Source organism: Anaerostipes sp. 992a (assembly GCF_001940245.1).
In the GTDB taxonomy this organism is placed as follows: Bacteria; Bacillota; Clostridia; order Lachnospirales; family Lachnospiraceae; genus Fimousia.
On sequence record NZ_MJIG01000003.1, the window covers coordinates 141473 to 158802 of the forward strand.

General features: G+C 39.1%; 18 protein-coding genes and 2 tRNA genes. 18 read left to right on the plus strand and 2 right to left on the minus strand.

The window, feature by feature from the left end; translation table 11 throughout:
• The first annotated feature begins 45 nt into the window (after window positions 1-45).
• Entirely contained in the window at window positions 46-918 is an 873-nt protein-coding gene (locus BHF69_RS02310; RefSeq protein ID WP_075669473.1) for a LysR family transcriptional regulator, read from the plus strand.
• Window positions 919-1158: 240 nt separating this feature from the next.
• Entirely contained in the window at window positions 1159-2595 is a 1437-nt protein-coding gene (locus BHF69_RS02315; RefSeq protein WP_075669474.1) for a fibronectin type III domain-containing protein, read from the plus strand.
• Between the two features lie 99 nt (window positions 2596-2694).
• Here the strand turns inward: BHF69_RS02315 and BHF69_RS02320 are convergent, their stop codons facing one another.
• Window positions 2695-3570, minus strand: coding sequence for an aldose 1-epimerase family protein (locus tag BHF69_RS02320; RefSeq protein WP_075669475.1), 876 nt, complete (start codon window positions 3568-3570; stop codon window positions 2695-2697).
• A 224-nt stretch (window positions 3571-3794) separates the two neighbouring features.
• Here BHF69_RS02320 and BHF69_RS02325 point away from each other — a divergent pair, with 224 nt between their 5' ends.
• The 15 genes from BHF69_RS02325 (at window position 3795) to BHF69_RS02395 (ending at window position 13798) form a co-directional block, all read left to right on the plus strand.
• Window positions 3795-5387 (plus strand): peptide chain release factor 3, encoded by a 1593-nt coding sequence (locus tag BHF69_RS02325; RefSeq protein ID WP_075669476.1) that lies wholly within the window; start codon window positions 3795-3797, stop codon window positions 5385-5387.
• Between the two features lie 216 nt (window positions 5388-5603).
• The gene (infC, locus tag BHF69_RS02330) at window positions 5604-6098 is read left to right on the plus strand and encodes a translation initiation factor IF-3 (protein ID WP_075669477.1); all 495 of its coding nucleotides are present in this window, start codon (window positions 5604-5606) and stop codon (window positions 6096-6098) included.
• A gap of 37 nt (window positions 6099-6135) precedes the next feature.
• The gene (rpmI, locus tag BHF69_RS02335; protein ID WP_075669478.1) at window positions 6136-6333 is read left to right on the plus strand and encodes a 50S ribosomal protein L35; all 198 of its coding nucleotides are present in this window, start codon (window positions 6136-6138) and stop codon (window positions 6331-6333) included.
• A 29-nt stretch (window positions 6334-6362) separates the two neighbouring features.
• Window positions 6363-6719 (plus strand): 50S ribosomal protein L20, encoded by a 357-nt coding sequence (rplT, locus tag BHF69_RS02340; RefSeq protein WP_075669479.1) that lies wholly within the window; start codon window positions 6363-6365, stop codon window positions 6717-6719.
• Between the two features lie 165 nt (window positions 6720-6884).
• The gene (locus BHF69_RS02345) at window positions 6885-8033 is read left to right on the plus strand and encodes a 5-bromo-4-chloroindolyl phosphate hydrolysis family protein (RefSeq protein ID WP_075669480.1); all 1149 of its coding nucleotides are present in this window, start codon (window positions 6885-6887) and stop codon (window positions 8031-8033) included.
• Window positions 8034-8045: 12 nt separating this feature from the next.
• A complete protein-coding gene (locus tag BHF69_RS02350; RefSeq protein ID WP_075669481.1) occupies window positions 8046-9182 on the plus strand; it encodes a toxic anion resistance protein in 1137 nt (378 codons plus the stop codon).
• A 9-nt stretch (window positions 9183-9191) separates the two neighbouring features.
• Window positions 9192-9953 carry a threonine/serine ThrE exporter family protein gene (locus tag BHF69_RS02355; RefSeq protein WP_075669482.1) on the plus strand — a complete coding sequence of 254 codons (762 nt, stop codon included), beginning with the start codon at window positions 9192-9194 and terminating at the stop codon, window positions 9951-9953.
• 14 nt (window positions 9954-9967) lie between these two features.
• Complete coding sequence (locus BHF69_RS02360) at window positions 9968-10438, plus strand: threonine/serine exporter family protein (protein WP_075669483.1); 471 nt, start codon at window positions 9968-9970, stop codon at window positions 10436-10438.
• Between the two features lie 38 nt (window positions 10439-10476).
• Window positions 10477-11082 (plus strand): hypothetical protein, encoded by a 606-nt coding sequence (locus BHF69_RS02365; RefSeq protein ID WP_075669484.1) that lies wholly within the window; start codon window positions 10477-10479, stop codon window positions 11080-11082.
• A 120-nt stretch (window positions 11083-11202) separates the two neighbouring features.
• Window positions 11203-11276: transfer RNA gene (locus BHF69_RS02370), tRNA-Arg, on the plus strand.
• A gap of 3 nt (window positions 11277-11279) precedes the next feature.
• Window positions 11280-11364 (plus strand) — tRNA-Leu (locus tag BHF69_RS02375).
• 238 nt (window positions 11365-11602) lie between these two features.
• Window positions 11603-12073 (plus strand): IS200/IS605 family transposase, encoded by a 471-nt coding sequence (tnpA, locus tag BHF69_RS02380; protein ID WP_075669051.1) that lies wholly within the window; start codon window positions 11603-11605, stop codon window positions 12071-12073.
• 194 nt (window positions 12074-12267) lie between these two features.
• Window positions 12268-13233, plus strand: coding sequence for a tyrosine-type recombinase/integrase (locus BHF69_RS02385; protein WP_075669485.1), 966 nt, complete (start codon window positions 12268-12270; stop codon window positions 13231-13233).
• The gene (locus BHF69_RS02390; RefSeq protein WP_075669486.1) at window positions 13227-13520 is read left to right on the plus strand and encodes a hypothetical protein; all 294 of its coding nucleotides are present in this window, start codon (window positions 13227-13229) and stop codon (window positions 13518-13520) included. Before BHF69_RS02385 ends, BHF69_RS02390 begins: the two co-directional genes overlap by 7 nt.
• A gap of 2 nt (window positions 13521-13522) precedes the next feature.
• A complete protein-coding gene (locus BHF69_RS02395; protein ID WP_075669487.1) occupies window positions 13523-13798 on the plus strand; it encodes a hypothetical protein in 276 nt (91 codons plus the stop codon).
• Window positions 13799-13830: 32 nt separating this feature from the next.
• Here the strand turns inward: BHF69_RS02395 and BHF69_RS02400 are convergent, their stop codons facing one another.
• Window positions 13831-15336, minus strand: coding sequence for an IS1182 family transposase (locus BHF69_RS02400; protein WP_075669488.1), 1506 nt, complete (start codon window positions 15334-15336; stop codon window positions 13831-13833).
• Between the two features lie 604 nt (window positions 15337-15940).
• Here BHF69_RS02400 and ltrA point away from each other — a divergent pair.
• Window positions 15941-17221 carry a group II intron reverse transcriptase/maturase gene (ltrA, locus tag BHF69_RS02405; RefSeq protein WP_158022527.1) on the plus strand — a complete coding sequence of 427 codons (1281 nt, stop codon included), beginning with the start codon at window positions 15941-15943 and terminating at the stop codon, window positions 17219-17221.
• The last annotated feature ends 109 nt before the right edge of the window (window positions 17222-17330 follow it).

The following is a 17330-nucleotide window of genomic DNA, read 5'->3' on the forward strand; positions in this document are numbered from 1 at the left end:
TCGGTGGAAAGGATTGCCGATTAGGAGAAAGAAGGAGGAAATAGGATGACGATATTGGCATACCAGGTGTTTTATGCAGTGGTAAAGGAACGAAGTTTTCAAAAGGCAGCAGAATCCTTAAATCTTACTCCATCTGCCATTAGTCATACGATTTCTTCCATGGAAAAAGAACTTGGTTTTCCACTTTTTGTACGAAGTAAGCAGGGAGTTCAGTTGACGGGATATGGAGAAAGTTTAAGACCATATATATTAAATGTTTTACAAAGTGAAGATTCTCTTCAGGAAGCCATTGCCCAGATGAATGGGTTGGAGAAGGGAACCGTAAAGATTGGTGCATTTAATAGTATTTGTACCACATTGCTTCCGCAACTGATCAAATCTTTTCGGGAGCAGCATCCTTCCATTGAAATTGAAGTATATCAGGGAACCTATGATGACGTGCTGAAATGGATCAAGAACGGCACTGTGGATTTGGGCTTTCTGTCTATTTCTAGTGCAGGAGGACTTCCCATCATTCCACTATTTAAAGATCGCCTGGTATCCGTAATGCCAAAGGGTACCAATGTAGGCGGTAAGGAATTTGTTCGTATGGAGGATCTTCGCGGAAAAGGCTTTGTATCTCAGCGGGAAAGTACCGATGCAGATATTCAAAATCTTTTGAAAAAATACGATGTGGAAGTGCAATCCAACTGTCATGTGGTAGATGACCAGTCTACCATTGCTATGGTAGAAAGCGGACTTGGCATCTGCATCATGCCATCGTTGTTGATGTCAACCATGCGAAGTGATGTGGATATCTATCCTATTGAGCCACCGGAATATCGTGTAATCGGTATCTGCACAAAGAAGGAGATGATCATCTCGCCTGCAGTTAATAGTATGAGAGAGCATATCATAAAAACTTTAAAAGAAATATAGGATAAAAACGGGCCGGCAAAACTGTTTGGGTTTTGCCGGCTTTTTCCATTTATTACATATAAATACCATTGGTGAAGGGAAGGTAGAAAGGAGTTAGAACGGGAGATATAATATACGAAGTAGTATTTTCAAGCTAAATACATAAATAATAACAGAAAGGGGAACAAAGATGATGAAATTGAAAAGGTAGAATGGGATACAGATTATACGGTACAGGGAAAGCCAGTTTTTATTGGAGGTATGGATTCGATTAAGGCCAAGATTACGTATAAAGATAGAACGGAAGAAACTGTAGTTTATAATGAGAATGGAAACTATGATCCTACCAGTCATGGGGATAGTATTTATCTGTCATGCATACAAGAAAGAAAAGATTCTCTGTATTGCATGGGATCAAGAAGTGAGTCTTATATTGAGATTAACGGCAAGGAGTATTGTACAACAGAGATTATTGTATGGGATATTGGAGAGGATGCAGCTGTATTTCGTGCCAAGGGAGATTCTGTTCAAGTGGTCCAGGAAGCAGGAAAAACAAAAAGAGCGATTATTTTATGTGAAAAAACAGGGAAATATGCATTGCGATATGAGAATCCCGATAATAAAAAAGAGGTTACCTTGAAAGGTTATGAGGAAGATTATAGTTTTGTCGATGCATATGATATATATCCTTTCAAGGGATATACCGGAGAAAGAGAAGATCGTTTTAATTACAGAGAAGCGAATATAGCATTAGAATTAAAAGCAGGAACTACTTATGTAGTTACGATGAAAAATACGACTAAAGGAACAATGAATTATCAGCTTTCATTGTTGGGAATTCCTAGTGTAACAAAGATTACTGTAAATAATGCTGAATCAGATGTAGAGGCTGGTGGCGATAACTGGTGGGGAGTCAATGGATGGCCTTTGGATGTTACTTATAGTGATGGAAGTGAACAACATTTATGGGGACCAAGAGATACGTATAAAGAATTTGATGAGGATGATCCCTATAGACCATATGATGATTATGGAAAAGCTTTCTACATCAAATTAAAAGATTCTAAACAGAAAAAAGCATTTCATAATCAAAAATTAGGAACGTATCCGGTTACGATTAAAGTCTCTGGAAAGACTTTTGAAGGAAAGTTAAAAATCAAGCGTTCTGTATCCAAGGCAGAGATTAAATTAGCCTATAATAGTTGTTATTATAATGGAAAATATCGTAAACCTGCTGTAAAATCAGTAAAAGTAGGTGATAAAGTTTTACAGGAAAATAAAGATTATCAGGTTAAATACAGTAGGAATAAGAATACTGGAATAGCAACGGTATGTATTATCGGAAAAGGAATTAATTATGCTGGAATGACATACAAGGATTTTAAGATTCTGCCAGCAAAAACATCATTAAAAACGTTATCTGCCAAATCCAAAGGATTTACAGTAAAATGGGAGAAACAGGATGTTCAGTCAACCGGATATCAGCTTCAGTATTCAACAAGTAAGAGCTTTTCTAATTCTAAAATAGTCACTGTAGCGAAGAAAAGTACAGTTTCTAAAACTATTGGTAAATTAAAAGCGAAGAAGAGATATTATGTACGGATTAGAACATATAAGCAGATCAAGTACCCGGATACAGGAAAAGCAATGAAGATTGTTTCTGGATGGTCAGAGGCAAAAAGTGTGGTAACCAAGTAAAAAAAATAGATCCACATAAAGAATAATAGGGGAGTATAATCATAATAAAAAACTGCAAAACCATTTTTCGGTTTTGCAGTTTTTGTGCTATAGTGCTATCTATACAATAGAAATCTTATAAGTGATTACTTCTGTCTTACCTGGTTCTAATAATTTCACGCCTCGTTTATGCTCAAAGATATCATCTTCTGAGGACATGGTAGCGGTTCCGGTCCATGGTTCTAATGCTACAAATGGTCCATCGTTGGAGCTGCTCCAGATCTGGAAGAAATCAAATCCCGGAAAATCTACACGAACACCATGGGAGGAATCTTTATGACGCAGGATTGCGTAGGTAGATCTTGGATGTTCTAGACAAAGGGCATCCTGATAGAACAGGTCATGGGTCATCGGAAGAATGGACTGGTTATCAAAGCGCAGCGTACGTTCTTCATCGATTAAAAGACCAGAATCGCTGATGGTTGGACATTTGGCGTATTCTGGACATTCCATCTCTACCACATAGTCCTCAAAGCGTTCGCCTTTGTGTGCCGGACAGTTAAATGCCGGATGTCCGCCAACAAAGTATGGCATGGTTTCATCTCCCGTATTTGTAATGATATGATTGATCGTCAGGCAATTTTCTTTCACCTTATAATTCATCTGTAATAGGAAAGGAAAAGGATAAGCTTCCAGCATATCTTCATCTGGAACCAATTCGTAGGTTAATTCGGTGTCCGCTGCATTTTTTAATACAAATTCATGTCTTCTGGCAAATCCATGGCGAGCCAGAGTCACAGTCTTTCCATTCAACAGCTGTGCGGTTCCGTCACGAAGACATCCGCAGATTGGAAACATGATCGGAGCCTGTCCGAACCAGTAAGCAGGTTCTCCCTGCCATAAATATTCAATATCATCCCGCATGATGGAAGTCAGACCTGCACCGAAGGAATCAACAGTTACACTTAAGACATCGGATTTGATTGTATGCTTCATATTTCTTACCTCACTTTACTATAAATTTCGAGCATCGTTTTACTTAATTATAGCATGGGTGGAAGGATATGAAAAATAGAAAGTGAGAATAAAAAAGGAAGATATGATAATTCCAGTTGCCAATCGATTTCTAAAATGGTATCATTGATAAAGTGCCCTATTAGGGCTTTTGGAAATAGTAATACAGTATTAGTACATTGGAATTTAAATAAATGGAGAAAATTATGAGTCAGATCAAAGATGAAATTAAGAAACGAAGAACCTTTGCGATTATTTCTCACCCGGATGCGGGTAAGACAACCTTAACAGAAAAGTTTTTATTATATGGAGGGGCTATTAATACTGCCGGTTCTGTAAAAGGAAAGGCAAACTCCAAGCACGCAGTGTCCGACTGGATGGAAATCGAAAAACAGAGAGGAATTTCCGTTACCTCCTCTGTATTACAGTTCCAGTATGATGATTTTTGCATCAATATTCTGGATACCCCAGGTCATGAGGATTTCTCAGAGGATACCTACCGTACTCTAATGGCAGCTGATTCTGCAGTAATGGTCATCGATGCTTCCAAGGGTGTGGAAAAGCAGACTATTAAATTATTTAAGGTTTGTACGATGAGAAATATCCCGATTTTTACGTTTATTAATAAGATGGATAGAGAAGCCAATGATACCTTTGATCTTTTGGATGAAATTGAACAGGTGTTAGGCATCGAGACATGTCCGATCAACTGGCCAATTGGTTCCGGTAAGGAATTTAAAGGGGTATACGAAAGAGACAAAAAGCAGATTTCCACCTTTGAGGCCGTGTCTACTGGAGGAGCAAAGGAAGCTAAGACCACATGTGTGGACATTGAGTCTGAAGATGCAATGGATATCATAGGGGAAGACAAATACGAACAGTTAACAGAAGAAATTGAATTATTAGATGGTGCAGCACACCCGTATGATCTGGAAAAGATCAGAGAGGGAAAGCTGACACCCGTATTCTTTGGATCTGCATTGACGAACTTTGGTGTGGAAACCTTTTTAAAACACTTTTTGAAGATGACGACAACACCACTCCCAAGAATCTCCAAGGGCGAACTGGTAGATCCGGTTGAAAATAATTTTTCTGCCTTTGTATTTAAGATCCAGGCCAATATGAATAAAGCTCATCGTGACAGAATTGCGTTCATGAGAATCTGTTCTGGTAAGTTTGAAGCTGGTATGGAAGTCAAGCATATGCAGAGTGGTAAGAAGATGCGGCTTTCTCAGCCACAGCAGATTATGGCACAGGATCGTAAGATTGTAGAGGAAGCTTATGCAGGGGATATCATTGGCGTATTTGATCCGGGAATTTTCTCCATTGGAGATACGGTATGTCTTGGCAAAGATGGATTTATATATGAAGGAATTCCAACCTTTGCACCAGAACATTTTGCCAGAATCGTACAGCTGGATACGATGAAGAGAAAGCAATTTGTAAAAGGAGTCAATCAGATCGCACAGGAAGGTGCCATCCAGATTTTCCAGGAACATGAGGCAGGTTATGCGGAAATTATCGTTGGAGTTGTAGGAACCCTGCAGTTTGACGTATTAAAATTCCGCTTAAAGAACGAATACGGATGCGATATCCGGTTAGAGCCGCTTCCATATGAATCTATCCGCTGGATTAAGGATAAAGAGACGGATATGAATAAATTAAAAGGTGTTTCTGAAGTGAAGAAGGTACGGGATATGAAGGGAAATCCGCTGTTACTGTTCAAAAATGAATGGAGCATTCGCTTTGTTCTGGAACGAAACGAAGGACTGGAATTAATTGAATTCGACAGAGATTAAAAAATAATGATTGACAACCAGATGGATACATGATATTATGTTATAGGTTGTGAAACAACGTAAAAGAAAGAAGAGTATCCACTCTCACCTTAGCACGAGCAAGTGACTTGGGTTAATATTTAAGAAATGATACATCGTCATGCTTGAATCAGATAGTGGATAGTCTATAACTATCCACTTTTTTTATATTGGAGGTGCAATACTATTAGCGATTTAATGATTAACGAGCAGATTAGGGACAGAGAAATTCGTGTGATTGGAAGTGACGGACAGCAGTTGGGAATCATGTCTTCCAAGGAAGCAATGAAAATTGCAAGAGAAGCAGATCTTGATTTAGTAAAGGTTGCTCCACAGGCGAAACCACCAGTATGTAAGATTATCGATTATGGTAAATACAGATACGAAATGGCTCGTAAAGAAAAAGAAGCAAAGAAGAAACAGAAAACGATCGATGTAAAAGAAATCAGACTTTCTCCAAACATTGATACCAATGATTTGAACACGAAGGTTAATCATGCAAGAAAATTCTTGAAAAAAGGTGATCGTGTGAAAGTGACTCTTCGTTTCCGAGGCAGAGAACTTGCACATGTAAATTCAAGCAAAGTCATTCTTGATAATTTCGCAGAACAGTTATCCGATTGTGCGGTAATTGAAAAACCTGCAAAATTTGAAGGAAGAAGTATGATCATGTTTTTAGGTGAAAAACGATAATAGAGTAGATACAGATAGAATTAAGGAGGAACTTAACATGCCAAAATTAAAAACAAAAAGAGCTGCTGCAAAAAGATTTAAAGCTACAGGTAGCGGAAAATTAAAAAGAAATAAAGCTTACAAGAGCCATATCTTAACAAAGAAATCTACTAAGAGAAAACGTAATCTTAGAAAAGCAACTATGACAGATGCTACAAACGAAAAAGTAATGAAGAAAATTTTACCATACCTGTAATAGATAGATTTTAAGGAGGAACGTAAGACATGGCAAGAGTTAAAGGCGGAATGAACGCAAAGAAAAAACACAATAGAGTATTAAAGCTGGCAAAAGGTTACAGAGGAGCCAGATCTAAACAGTATAGAGTTGCAAAACAGTCTGTTATGAGAGCATTAACAAGCTCTTATGCAGGAAGAAAACAGAGAAAACGTCAGTTCAGACAGTTATGGATTGCTCGTATCAACGCTGCAGCAAGAATGAACGGTTTATCTTACAGCAAATTAATGCACGGATTAAAATTAGCTGGTGTAGACATCAACAGAAAGATGCTTTCTGAAATGGCTATCAGCGATCCAGCAGCTTTCACAGCTTTAACAGAAGTTGCAAAAGAAAAATTAGCATAAGAAGTATATAACAGGAATATCCTGATTATGAGACTCCCGCTTATGAAATGTAAGCGGGAGTTTTGTCGTTTTATGGACAGATTGGATATTGAAGGATACCGGTTGTTTTTCTCAGAGGGATTTACTATAATAAAGATGGTTATTACGTAAGAAAAGGAGAATTAAATGAATCCGTATGATTTTAAAAATATTGGAGAAGAAATTAAGGATGCAGTTCAAAGGGCTATTGATTCAGAGGATTTTACCCAATTAAATCAGACCATTAAAGAAGGAGTGGAGAAGGCAGCCAGTGCGGTGGAAGACGGATTAAGGGCAACCGGCAAAGCTGCAGAAAAAAAGGTTCAGGAGACTGTAGAGCAGCATCCGTGGGTACAGGAGAAGCGGAGGAGAGAAACAGAACTTTCCATATATAAGAAAACAACAGGAATAAAGGCGGGAGCCATTTCTTGTATGGTCATTGGTTATATATGCGGCTTTGGACTGGGATTGGCATTGCTGATTCTTGGAATGGTAGCGGCAGCTATGGGAGAATTTCTATTGGGACTTCGTGTTCCGATCGCAGTTATGGTTCCACTGTTTTTCGTAAGCTTAGGAATCGGAATTGCAGGGCATTGGAATTTTTCCATGTTAAAGCGGTTTGAAAAATATAAGAGCTGTTTGAATGGAAAAACATATGGCAATCTCTCAGAATTGTCTTCCGAGATTGGAAAGTCGATCAAATATGTTCAGAAAGATATAAGAAAAATGATTATAAAGGGGTGGTTTCGTCAGGGGCATTTTGATGATGAAAATACCTGTCTGATCACTACAGATGAGACTTATGAAGACTATAAAGAGCTAAAGGAAAAGATCAGAAAGCAGAATGAGAGCCGGAAAGCAGTTACACCGGAAGTAGAAGAGGTTATTCGGGAAGGGGAAGCCTTTATTGATGCCATTCATAAGAGTAATGAAGTGATTCAGGGAGAAGAGATTTCCAGCAAAATTGCTTCTATGGAAGAAATCATAAAAAGAATTTTTGAAAGAGTGCAGCAATATCCGGAGATGATCGGAGAGATTAGAAAGTTGATGGAATATTATCTGCCTACCACGATTAAGCTGTTAAAGGCTTATGAGGAACTGGAAAAGCAGCCAGTACAGGGAGAGAATATTCTTTCTTCAAAAAAAGAGATAGAAGGGTCTTTGGATACTTTAAATATTGCATTTGAGAAACTATTGGACCGATTGTTTCAGGATCAGGCCTGGGATGTATCTTCAGATATCAGTGTGCTGAAGACTATGATCGCTCAGGATGGACTGGCAGAAGAAGATTTTTAACGAGGTAGAAAGATGAGTGAAAAAAGAAATGAAACAGAGTTTATGCCGGAACTTACCCTGACTCCATTTGAGGAGGAATCTCCGAAAATGGAAAAGGTGGAATTGGAAGAAGAGAAGGACTGGAATGATCAGATGTTATCCGAAGAAGAACAGAGAATGGTAGATCAGTTTGCTTCTCAGATCGATCTTAAGAATTCTACATTGATTCTTCAGTATGGAGCGGGTACCCAGAAGAAGATGGCAGATTTTTCAGAAAATGCCTTAGAAAAAGTAAGGACAAAAGATCTTGGAGAAGTGGGGAATCTGCTTTCTGATCTGACTGTGGAGCTAAAAAGCTTTGATGCTGGAGAAGAAAAGAAATTTTTAGGAATATTTAAAAAGGCATCCAATAAAATTACTTCTATAAAGGCTAAATATGCAAAAGTAGAAAACAATGTGGAGGAAATTGCCAGGGTTTTGGAAAATCATCAGGTACAGCTGTTAAAGGATGTTGCAATTCTGGATAAGATGTATCAGCTGAACCTTACGTATTTTAAGGAATTGTCCATGTATATTCTGGCAGGGAAAAAGAAGCTTTCAGATGTGCGTGCCAATGATCTGATGGAAGCATTGGATCGGGCAAAGCGAAGTGGGCTTCCGGAAGATGCACAAGCAGCAAAGGATTTGGAGTCCTCTTGTGACCGATTTGAAAAAAAGCTGCACGATCTTGAGCTTACCAGAATGATTTCAATACAGACAGCTCCGCAGATCCGACTGGTGCAAAGTAGTGATACCATGATGGTAGAAAAGATACAGTCTACCCTGGTAAACACCATTCCATTGTGGAAAAGTCAAATGGTGCTTGCTTTGGGAATGGAACATTCCAGTCAGGCAGTCAAAGTACAAAGAGAGGTTTCAGACTTAACCAACGAATTACTGAAGAAAAATGCTGAGAAGCTAAAGACGGCTACGATTGAAGTTGCAAAAGAGTCAGAACGTGGCATCGTCGATCTGGAGACTTTAAAGACGACCAATGCATCATTGATCTCCACATTGGATGAGGTGATGCAGATCCAGGAACAGGGAAAACAAAAAAGAAGAGAAGCAGAAGCAGAAATCGGGCGTTTAGAAGTAGAATTAAAGAATAAATTATTAGAAATTCGTTCGTAGGTTGGAGTGATGGAATTAAAGGAAATATTAAATTTTACTACAGAGATAGGCTATCTTATGATCAGCTATGGTGCAGATATATCCCGTGTTGAGAGAGAAATCAAAGAGCTGTGTGAAGCCTATGGAGTAAGAGAGACGGATGTTTTTGCCGTACCCTCCAGTCTGATCGTTACATTGTCGGATGGAATCAATTACTGTACTAAGAGCAGAAGAATTGTTGCAAAGTGCAATGATCTGGATAAGGTGTCTAATATTATTCAATTGTGCGATTGGATGAAGGAAAAAAGACCAGATCGATTCTATGTGTTTCAGACGCTGGAGGAAATCAAGCGTCAGCCTGTTTATCCAGCCTGGGTCATTGTACTGGCTAATATTGTCATTTCGGGAACCTCTGCTGTGTTCTATGGTTCCGGATATGTGGATGGGATTTTTGCGGGAATGATAGGAGCCATCATTTATCCAGTGCAGCAAATGGTAAAAAAATTTCAGGGAAGAAGTTTATTCTTTTCCAATCTATTATGCAGCAGTATTTCTACCAGCTTTGTGGCACTTGCTATGAAATGGGGGTGGATTATCAGTCCGTCGCCGGTAATTATCGGTATTATGATTACTATGATACCAGGGATGGCCATAACCAATGGTATGCGAAATTTTATTAACGATGATTTTTTTGCAGGAATCATACAGATGCTGGAGGCGTTAAGTGCGGTTCTTGGCATTGTGGGAGGGATTTTCTTTCTGATCTTTGTTACCGATATGCCATTGTTATAAGAGAGGAGTGTAAGATGGTACAGATTATTTGTGTATTTTTCTTCTGTATTGGATTTGGCATCCTGTTCCACATACGTGGATGGAATCTTTTCTTGGGAGGCATTGGCGGCTGTCTGGCGTGGCTGACCTATCTGTTAACAGACTCCATTGGCAGAACGGATATTATGGCGTATTTTTGTGGGACGGTAGTTATGACTTTATATGCTGAAATTGCGGCATATTATCGAAAGGTTCCGGTATCCGTGTTTTTGGGGGTGGAGATGATTCCGCTTGTTCCGGGGAAAATCTTCTTTTATACGATGGTGAACTTATTTTTTGGATATGAGCGCTTCGTATATGAGAAAGGAGTGTATGCACTTCAAATTGCCGGGGTCATTGCTATTGGAATCTTTCTTACTTCAACAGTTGTAAGGATGTATCTGCGGATGCGCAAGACTGCGAAAACATGGATAAGGTCATTGGTTGACAAAGAGGGTCGGCCTTGAGTATAATATTTTTTAGAATACTACGCAGGAGAAGAGTTATGTTCAGAGGAAAGATTGTCCGTGATTCGCGGAGTTTAGGAAGTAGATTTTATGCAGAAATTGAAGGCGAGCGTTTATTCGATGCGGAGGTACCATCTTCTCTGTCTGTTCAGAAGTTCTATTTTAAAAAGGATGGGAAGCAGGTATATCTGATTCGTTTTAATCCTTCTGAAGGAATTAAGAATGCAGCCAGAGATGGAAAAGATCGGAAGAATGATCTGTATGACATCATTAATTTCCGAAATAAACTGATTGGAAGTATTTGTGAGCGAACGGATCACGCATTATTATCACCATGCAACTATGGAGAGATTAAGTATGGACCGATTATGTATGAAGGGTATGTACTTTGTGCAGAAGATGGTATCAAAGCCTTTATCATTGAACAGGATACAGGGAGACAGGTGGCATTGGGCGAAAAGACAGAGGAAGGATATGATCTGTACGGTCTGTCTGAGATTGCTTTAAAGGTACTCAGTATTTTTATTGTAATCGGAGAGGTGAAGACGAAACATAAGCATGCCATGGTATCTTTCGAACCGAAGAGGCCGACCAAGAATAAAAAGATTCTCAGCAAGTATGATTGTAATTTTAAAAACAGGTAAGGAAAAAGCACCATCTGCGATTTTGTCGATTTCGAAAATAATTAAAAAAATTGAAAAAAGATGTTGACAAACTGACAATTTTAATAGTATAATATTGCTGTTGTCAGATGACACAGATAAGTGCTCATAGCTCAGTTGGATAGAGCAATGGCCTTCTAAGCCATGTGTCCGGGGTTCGAATCCCTGTGGGCACGTATGCGGGAATGCTGGAATTGGCAGACAGGCAAGACTAAGGATCTTGTGCGTCTTGTGCGCGTGTGGGTTCAAGTCCCATTTCCCGCAGTTTCGTTTATTCTAAGCGGTTTTCAGTAACATTAGGTTGCTGGAAGCCGTTTTTTTGTTAGGCTTTAAGCCTGTTCATCATTGTGGAGTTTCTCAGGCAGAGAAACGAAACTTTGAGGAACAAAGAAACCACCGGCTCAGCCGGTGAGTCAGCATTGCTTCAGCTTACAGTAAAAAACCTCCAATGATATAATTATGTTGGTTCGCCAACCACATAAAATCAAAGGAGGTTATCCAAATGGATATTAGTAGTTTATCACATACAAAATGGAATTGTAAGTATCATATTGTTTTTGCACCAAAATATAGAAGAAAAGTGGCATACGGAAAGTTAAAACAAGATATAGCTAATATTCTGAGTATGCTATGCAAAAGAAAAGGTGTAGAAATAGTGGAGGCAGAAATCTGTCCAGATCATGTACATATGCTGGTGAGGATTCCGCCAAGTATAAGTGTTTCAAGTTTTGTAGGGTATTTAAAGGGAAAAAGTACACTCATGATATTCGAACGACATGCAAATTTAAAGTATAAATATGGAAATAGACATTTCTGGTGTCGAGGATATTATGTAGATACTGTAGGGAAGAATGCAAAGAAAATACAAGAGTATATTCAAAATCAGTTAAAAGAGGATTTAGAATATGATCAAATGACACTAAAAGAGTATATTGACCCGTTTACGGGTGAGCCAGTAAAAGCAAATAAATAAAATGAGCCCTTTAGGGCTCCATAGGTAAATGATGTTGCAGTTGGCGAACCATTCGATGAGTCTTTAGACTCTAGTGCCGGTAATTTGCCCTTATAGGGCAAGTACAAACCACCGGCTGAGCCGGTGGTTGTGATTTATGCACTAGATTATCGGTTGAAAAACAATATAGTCTTGTGCGTAAGGAGGGCAAAAGAATGGCACGAAAACGAATAAAAATATCCAATAATGAAGGTATCATAACTTTAGAAGAGGCTTTTTCTAATTTTATCCGAAAATCAAACGTTAAGAATCTTTCCAGCGAGACGATAAAAACATACCGATATGCAATCGAAGTATTTTTTGAGTTTGCGGGAGATTCAAATCTGGTAAGCGAGATAACAAGAGATACAATAGATGATTACATTATATGGCTACAAGAGCATAAAGAAATTAAAGATACAACAATTGTTACATATATTAGGCATTTAAGGGCATACTTATATTTTTGCATGGATTCTGGCTATGTAAAAAAATTTAGGATATGCTTACCAAAATACAACAAGGAAATCAAAGAAACGTATACGGATGATGAATTGAAACGATTGCTGAAAAAGCCAGATGTTAATAAATGCTCATTTGTGGAGTATCGGACATGGGTATTCGAGAACTATCTACTTGCCACTGGTAACCGAATTTCTACGGCTTTAAACCTAAAGATAAAGGATATAGATTTTTCTAGTGGTGTGATTATCCTTAGAAAAACCAAAAGTAGAAAGCAACAAATAATACCATTATCAGATACTCTGGCAGATGTGTTAACGGAATATCTTGTGTATAGAGATGGGAGTGGGGATGATTACGTATTTTGCAATGAATTTGGAGAACATTGCGCAAGTAGAACATATCAACAAGCCGTATCCCGTTACAACATTAAGCGGAATGTCAATAAGACATCATGTCATTTGTTCCGTCATACGTTTGCAAAGAAGTGGATTCTTAACGGTGGGGACATCTTCCGGCTACAAAAAATTCTTGGACATTCGTCAATTGATATCGTCAAAGAATACGTAAATATGTTCTCGTGTGATTTACAGATGGGCTTCTCTGACTTTAACCCTTTAGACACGCTGGCAAACACAAGCAGAACAAAGATAAAGATGGGTGGTGCTGGCAGATGTTAAAGAAGATTGATGTTGATGAGTTATTGGATATTATAAAAAAGGAAAAGAGAACGGAAATCAAGTTTTTTGTTAATGGTAAGGATATCTCTGGTTATGATTTGGTACTGGAACGGGCTTATATAGCCGATGATGCTATAGTGCTACGTATAGAAAAAGCAACATTAGAGGTAGCAATAAGGTTTTCTCATATTGCCAGTATTTGGCTTGAAGATAGGCTAAAAACCGTAATTACCGATATAAAAAATGACGAAGCATATGAAATATTCTTTTTATTTGGTGGGGTGTGAAAATGAATAGGAAGAAAGCATTAAAAGCAACGTCAGAGGCTCTAGCAGAGTTTGTAATTGAACATGATGCAATGATTGATTACTACATTGGTAAAGGTGCTAAAATGGATTTAAAGGCTGATATTGAGCGTGTACAGCGTGTATATCCGTTTGTTACTGATGTTTTCGTGCGTGGTGATTACGCACTTATTAAAACGGTGTTACCAGAAATTAGGTTGCTTGCATATCGAAGGTACAACGAGGACGGCTGGTATCATCTTATTATAAAAATTAAATAAATAATACGGAAGAGAAGGATATATTCCTTCTCTCAGACTGTAGACAAAGTTGGTGCTGGAGATAATCTCCAGCACCACTTTTCTTTGAAAAATGACTTTTCTTTTAATAACCGCCAAATATTATGGATGGTTGAGATTCTTTCTTCCCTTTTGGCCAGTATCCTGGCCAGTTTTTTCAGGTTCATACATGCAAAAGTAAGCCCCGCTTTCATCTCCATCCGGGCTTTTCCTATGTATTGTGTATAACGAAATCCATGCTGCTCTTTGGCTGTTCCGAAAATCCTCTCGATTGTCTCCTTTCTTAAGTCATATATCTGTTTATTGCCAAGTGTATGCCTGATGTCCTCTGCTTTCTCCATATATTCTTCCCACACATGGCGGGTGATCACTTTTATATGTTCTTTGCTTTCCGTACATCTATGAAGATTTGGACAACTGGCACATATTTCTCCGCAGCTTACGTATTCCCTATAACCCTCCCTGTTTGTCGTATGATAGGATAATATATGGTTTTCCGGACATATATAGCAGTCATAATACTCATCATATACATACTCATATTTTCGGAAAAAACCTTCCTTTGTCATTGGCCTTTTGTATGGGAACAGCGGCTCGATACCATCTTCTAACAACTCATGGGCGATTGCTGGTGTACGATAACCGGCATCTGCTATGATCATAGCCGGTGAATAGATCTTTATCTTGTCATAAAGTGTTTTGAATGTCCGGCTGTCATGTTCATTCCCCGGATGAATGCTGTATTCCAGGATCCAGCCATGTTTATCACAAGCTGTTTCCACTGCATAGGCAAAAACATGTTTATGCTCGCCTTTACGAAACCAGCCGCTTTCCGGATCACTGATACTGCATTTCTGCGTTTTAATTCCTTCTGGAATTTCTTCTTCCTTTGTATTATCACCGCTCCCGCTGCCGGATGGGGGATCATTTTTGTCTTTTTCTTTCAAAGGCTTTTTCCCATGCGCTTCACGATCCCTGGATATTTCCTTCTGTAGTTTCTCTTCATACCAAAGGGCCTGTTCCTGTGCAACTCTTTTTCGCATTTTTTTGCTGTTTGCACATGCTTTCACATGAGTGGAATCCACAAAGATCTGATCGGTGTCCACCAGTTTAAATTTCATGCAGTCTTCCAATATTTTTGCAAAGATCTGCTCAAAAAGATCTGTGTCCTTAAAACGGCGTGTATAGTTTTTTCCAAAGGTTGAAAAATGTGGTACCGGATCCATCATGTCTAATCCAAGGAACCATCTGTAAGCAACGTTTACTTCAATCTCCTTGATAGTCTGTCTCATACTTTTAATTCCATAAAGGTATTGAATAAAAGGAATTTTGATCAGCATAACAGGATCCATGCTGGGTCTTCCATTATCAGAACAGTATTTTTCTTCTACAAGATCATAGATAAAAGTCCAGTCGATGGCTTTATCAATCAAACGCAGCATATGGTTTTGAGGAACCATGTCATCCATACAGAACATCATCATCTGTTCCCTTTTTTTGTCTGCATTTTTTGTCATCATAAAAAACACCGCCTTTCTGATATTTCAATTATATCAGAAAAACGGTCGTAAACATAGAAAAGCCCGGCTTTCGCCGGGACTTTGTCTACAGTCTGAGAGAAGGATATATTCCTTCTCTTTTTGTTTGCGCGCCATGGGCGCGCTCTAACGGGTGAAAGTCCCGAACACGCCTAGGCAACGAGGAAGTGTATAGCCGAACAGCAAGGGTGTCCATCGTGAGGTGGAATCTGAAGGAAGCTGTAAGCAAACTCTTGGTCCGACGGACAGAAATCACATATAAGGCTCGGAAATACGGATAAGTCTGCAAAAGGAGATGAAGTCCAAAAGTTGCTGGAAGTACGAGTAAATGTGGCGGATAGATGAGAGGAAAGAGCGTGCACCTTAAGCGTGGAGGTCTCACAGAGGTATCATCAGCCTAGTAACAACGAACTGTGAGAAATCAGCCGAGCCCATAGTAGTGAAGAAGTCTCTGTAATGGGGATGGAGTGAAGGGGCGAACAATCAATCAGTTTGAGTATGTCTCGTATTGCAGAAATGACAACATCTGCCGTAACCAATCGGGTAAAAGATGGTCAAATCAAGCGAGACGGAAAGGAAAGAACGCATGGACACAAGTAATCTAATGGAGCAGATATTATCTAGTGATAATCTCAACAGAGCATATCTGCAAGTCGTACGAAACAAAGGTGCAGAGGGAGTGGACGGAATGAAGTACACAGAACTCAAGGAACATCTTGCAAAGAACGGCGAAATCATCAAGGAACAGTTGAGGACAAGAAAATACAAACCTCAACCAGTACGAAGAGTGGAGATACCAAAGCCTGATGGTGGTGTCAGAAACCTAGGAGTACCAACGGTAACAGACAGATTTGTACAACAAGCCATTGCACAGGTACTAACACCAATCTATGAGGAACAATTCCATGACCACAGTTATGGATTCAGACCGAATAGGTGTGCACAACAAGCAATCCTAACAGCACTTGATATGATGAATGATGGTAATGATTGGATTGTAGACATTGACTTGGAAAAGTTCTTTGACACAGTAAATCATGACAAGCTGATGACCTTAATTGGAAGAACAATCAAGGATGGAGATGTCATCTCCATTGTGAGAAAGTATCTTGTCAGTGGAATTATGATTGATGATGAGTATGAAGACTCTGTAATAGGAACACCGCAAGGAGGAAATCTTTCTCCGCTATTAGCGAATATCATGCTCAATGAACTTGACAAAGAAATGGAAAAGCGAGGGCTCAATTTCGCGAGATATGCGGATGACTGTATCATTATGGTTGGGAGTGAAATGTCTGCAAATCGAGTAATGAGAAATATCTCTCGATTCATTGAGGAGAAACTAGGGCTTAAGGTCAACATGACAAAGAGTAAAGTGGATAAACCGCAAGGACTCAAATACCTTGGATTTGGATTCTATTTTGATTCAAGAGCACACCAATACAAGGCGAAGCCACATGCAAAATCAGTTGAGAAGTTCAAGAAGAGGATGAAGGAACTCACCTGTCGTAGCTGGGGTGTAAGCAACAGCTACAAAGTGGAGAAACTCAATCAACTTATCAGAGGATGGGTTAACTACTTCAAGATAGGGAGTATGAAACATCTGTGCAGGGAAATGGATAAACATATCCGATTCAGACTTCGTATGTGTATATGGAAACAATGGAAAACACCACAAAACAGGGCAAAGAATTTAATGAAACTAGGCGTGCCCCAATGGGCAGCAAAGCGAACATCCTACGCTAAAGGGTTCGCAAGAGTATGTCGAGGTTCAGATGTATGCCAAGCTATAAGCAATAAGAGACTAACCTCATTCGGATTAGTCTCAATGTTAGATTACTACACCGAAAGGTGTGTTACTTGTTAAGTTGATTGAACCGCCGTGTACCGAACGGTACGCACGGTGGTGTGAGAGGTCGGAATTTCTCAATCAAGAGAAATTCCTCCTACTCGATTAAACCTCAGAAGCAGCAGGA

Bases quoted from the DNA above. Each gene is read 5' to 3' on its own strand.
- BHF69_RS02310 (WP_075669473.1), top strand. From the start codon at position 46: ATGACGATATTGGCATACCAGGTGTTTTATGCAGTGGTAAAGGAACGA.
- BHF69_RS02315 (WP_075669474.1), top strand. From the start codon at position 1,159: ATGGATTCGATTAAGGCCAAGATTACGTATAAAGATAGAACGGAAGAA.
- BHF69_RS02320 (WP_075669475.1), bottom strand. From the start codon at position 3,570: ATGAAGCATACAATCAAATCCGATGTCTTAAGTGTAACTGTTGATTCC.
- BHF69_RS02325 (WP_075669476.1), top strand. From the start codon at position 3,795: ATGAGTCAGATCAAAGATGAAATTAAGAAACGAAGAACCTTTGCGATT.
- infC (WP_075669477.1), top strand. From the start codon at position 5,604: ATGATTAACGAGCAGATTAGGGACAGAGAAATTCGTGTGATTGGAAGT.
- rpmI (WP_075669478.1), top strand. From the start codon at position 6,136: ATGCCAAAATTAAAAACAAAAAGAGCTGCTGCAAAAAGATTTAAAGCT.
- rplT (WP_075669479.1), top strand. From the start codon at position 6,363: ATGGCAAGAGTTAAAGGCGGAATGAACGCAAAGAAAAAACACAATAGA.
- BHF69_RS02345 (WP_075669480.1), top strand. From the start codon at position 6,885: ATGAATCCGTATGATTTTAAAAATATTGGAGAAGAAATTAAGGATGCA.
- BHF69_RS02350 (WP_075669481.1), top strand. From the start codon at position 8,046: ATGAGTGAAAAAAGAAATGAAACAGAGTTTATGCCGGAACTTACCCTG.
- BHF69_RS02355 (WP_075669482.1), top strand. From the start codon at position 9,192: ATGGAATTAAAGGAAATATTAAATTTTACTACAGAGATAGGCTATCTT.
- BHF69_RS02360 (WP_075669483.1), top strand. From the start codon at position 9,968: ATGGTACAGATTATTTGTGTATTTTTCTTCTGTATTGGATTTGGCATC.
- BHF69_RS02365 (WP_075669484.1), top strand. From the start codon at position 10,477: ATGTTCAGAGGAAAGATTGTCCGTGATTCGCGGAGTTTAGGAAGTAGA.
- tnpA (WP_075669051.1), top strand. From the start codon at position 11,603: ATGGATATTAGTAGTTTATCACATACAAAATGGAATTGTAAGTATCAT.
- BHF69_RS02385 (WP_075669485.1), top strand. From the start codon at position 12,268: ATGGCACGAAAACGAATAAAAATATCCAATAATGAAGGTATCATAACT.
- BHF69_RS02390 (WP_075669486.1), top strand. From the start codon at position 13,227: ATGTTAAAGAAGATTGATGTTGATGAGTTATTGGATATTATAAAAAAG.
- BHF69_RS02395 (WP_075669487.1), top strand. From the start codon at position 13,523: ATGAATAGGAAGAAAGCATTAAAAGCAACGTCAGAGGCTCTAGCAGAG.
- BHF69_RS02400 (WP_075669488.1), bottom strand. From the start codon at position 15,336: ATGATGACAAAAAATGCAGACAAAAAAAGGGAACAGATGATGATGTTC.
- ltrA (WP_158022527.1), top strand. From the start codon at position 15,941: ATGGACACAAGTAATCTAATGGAGCAGATATTATCTAGTGATAATCTC.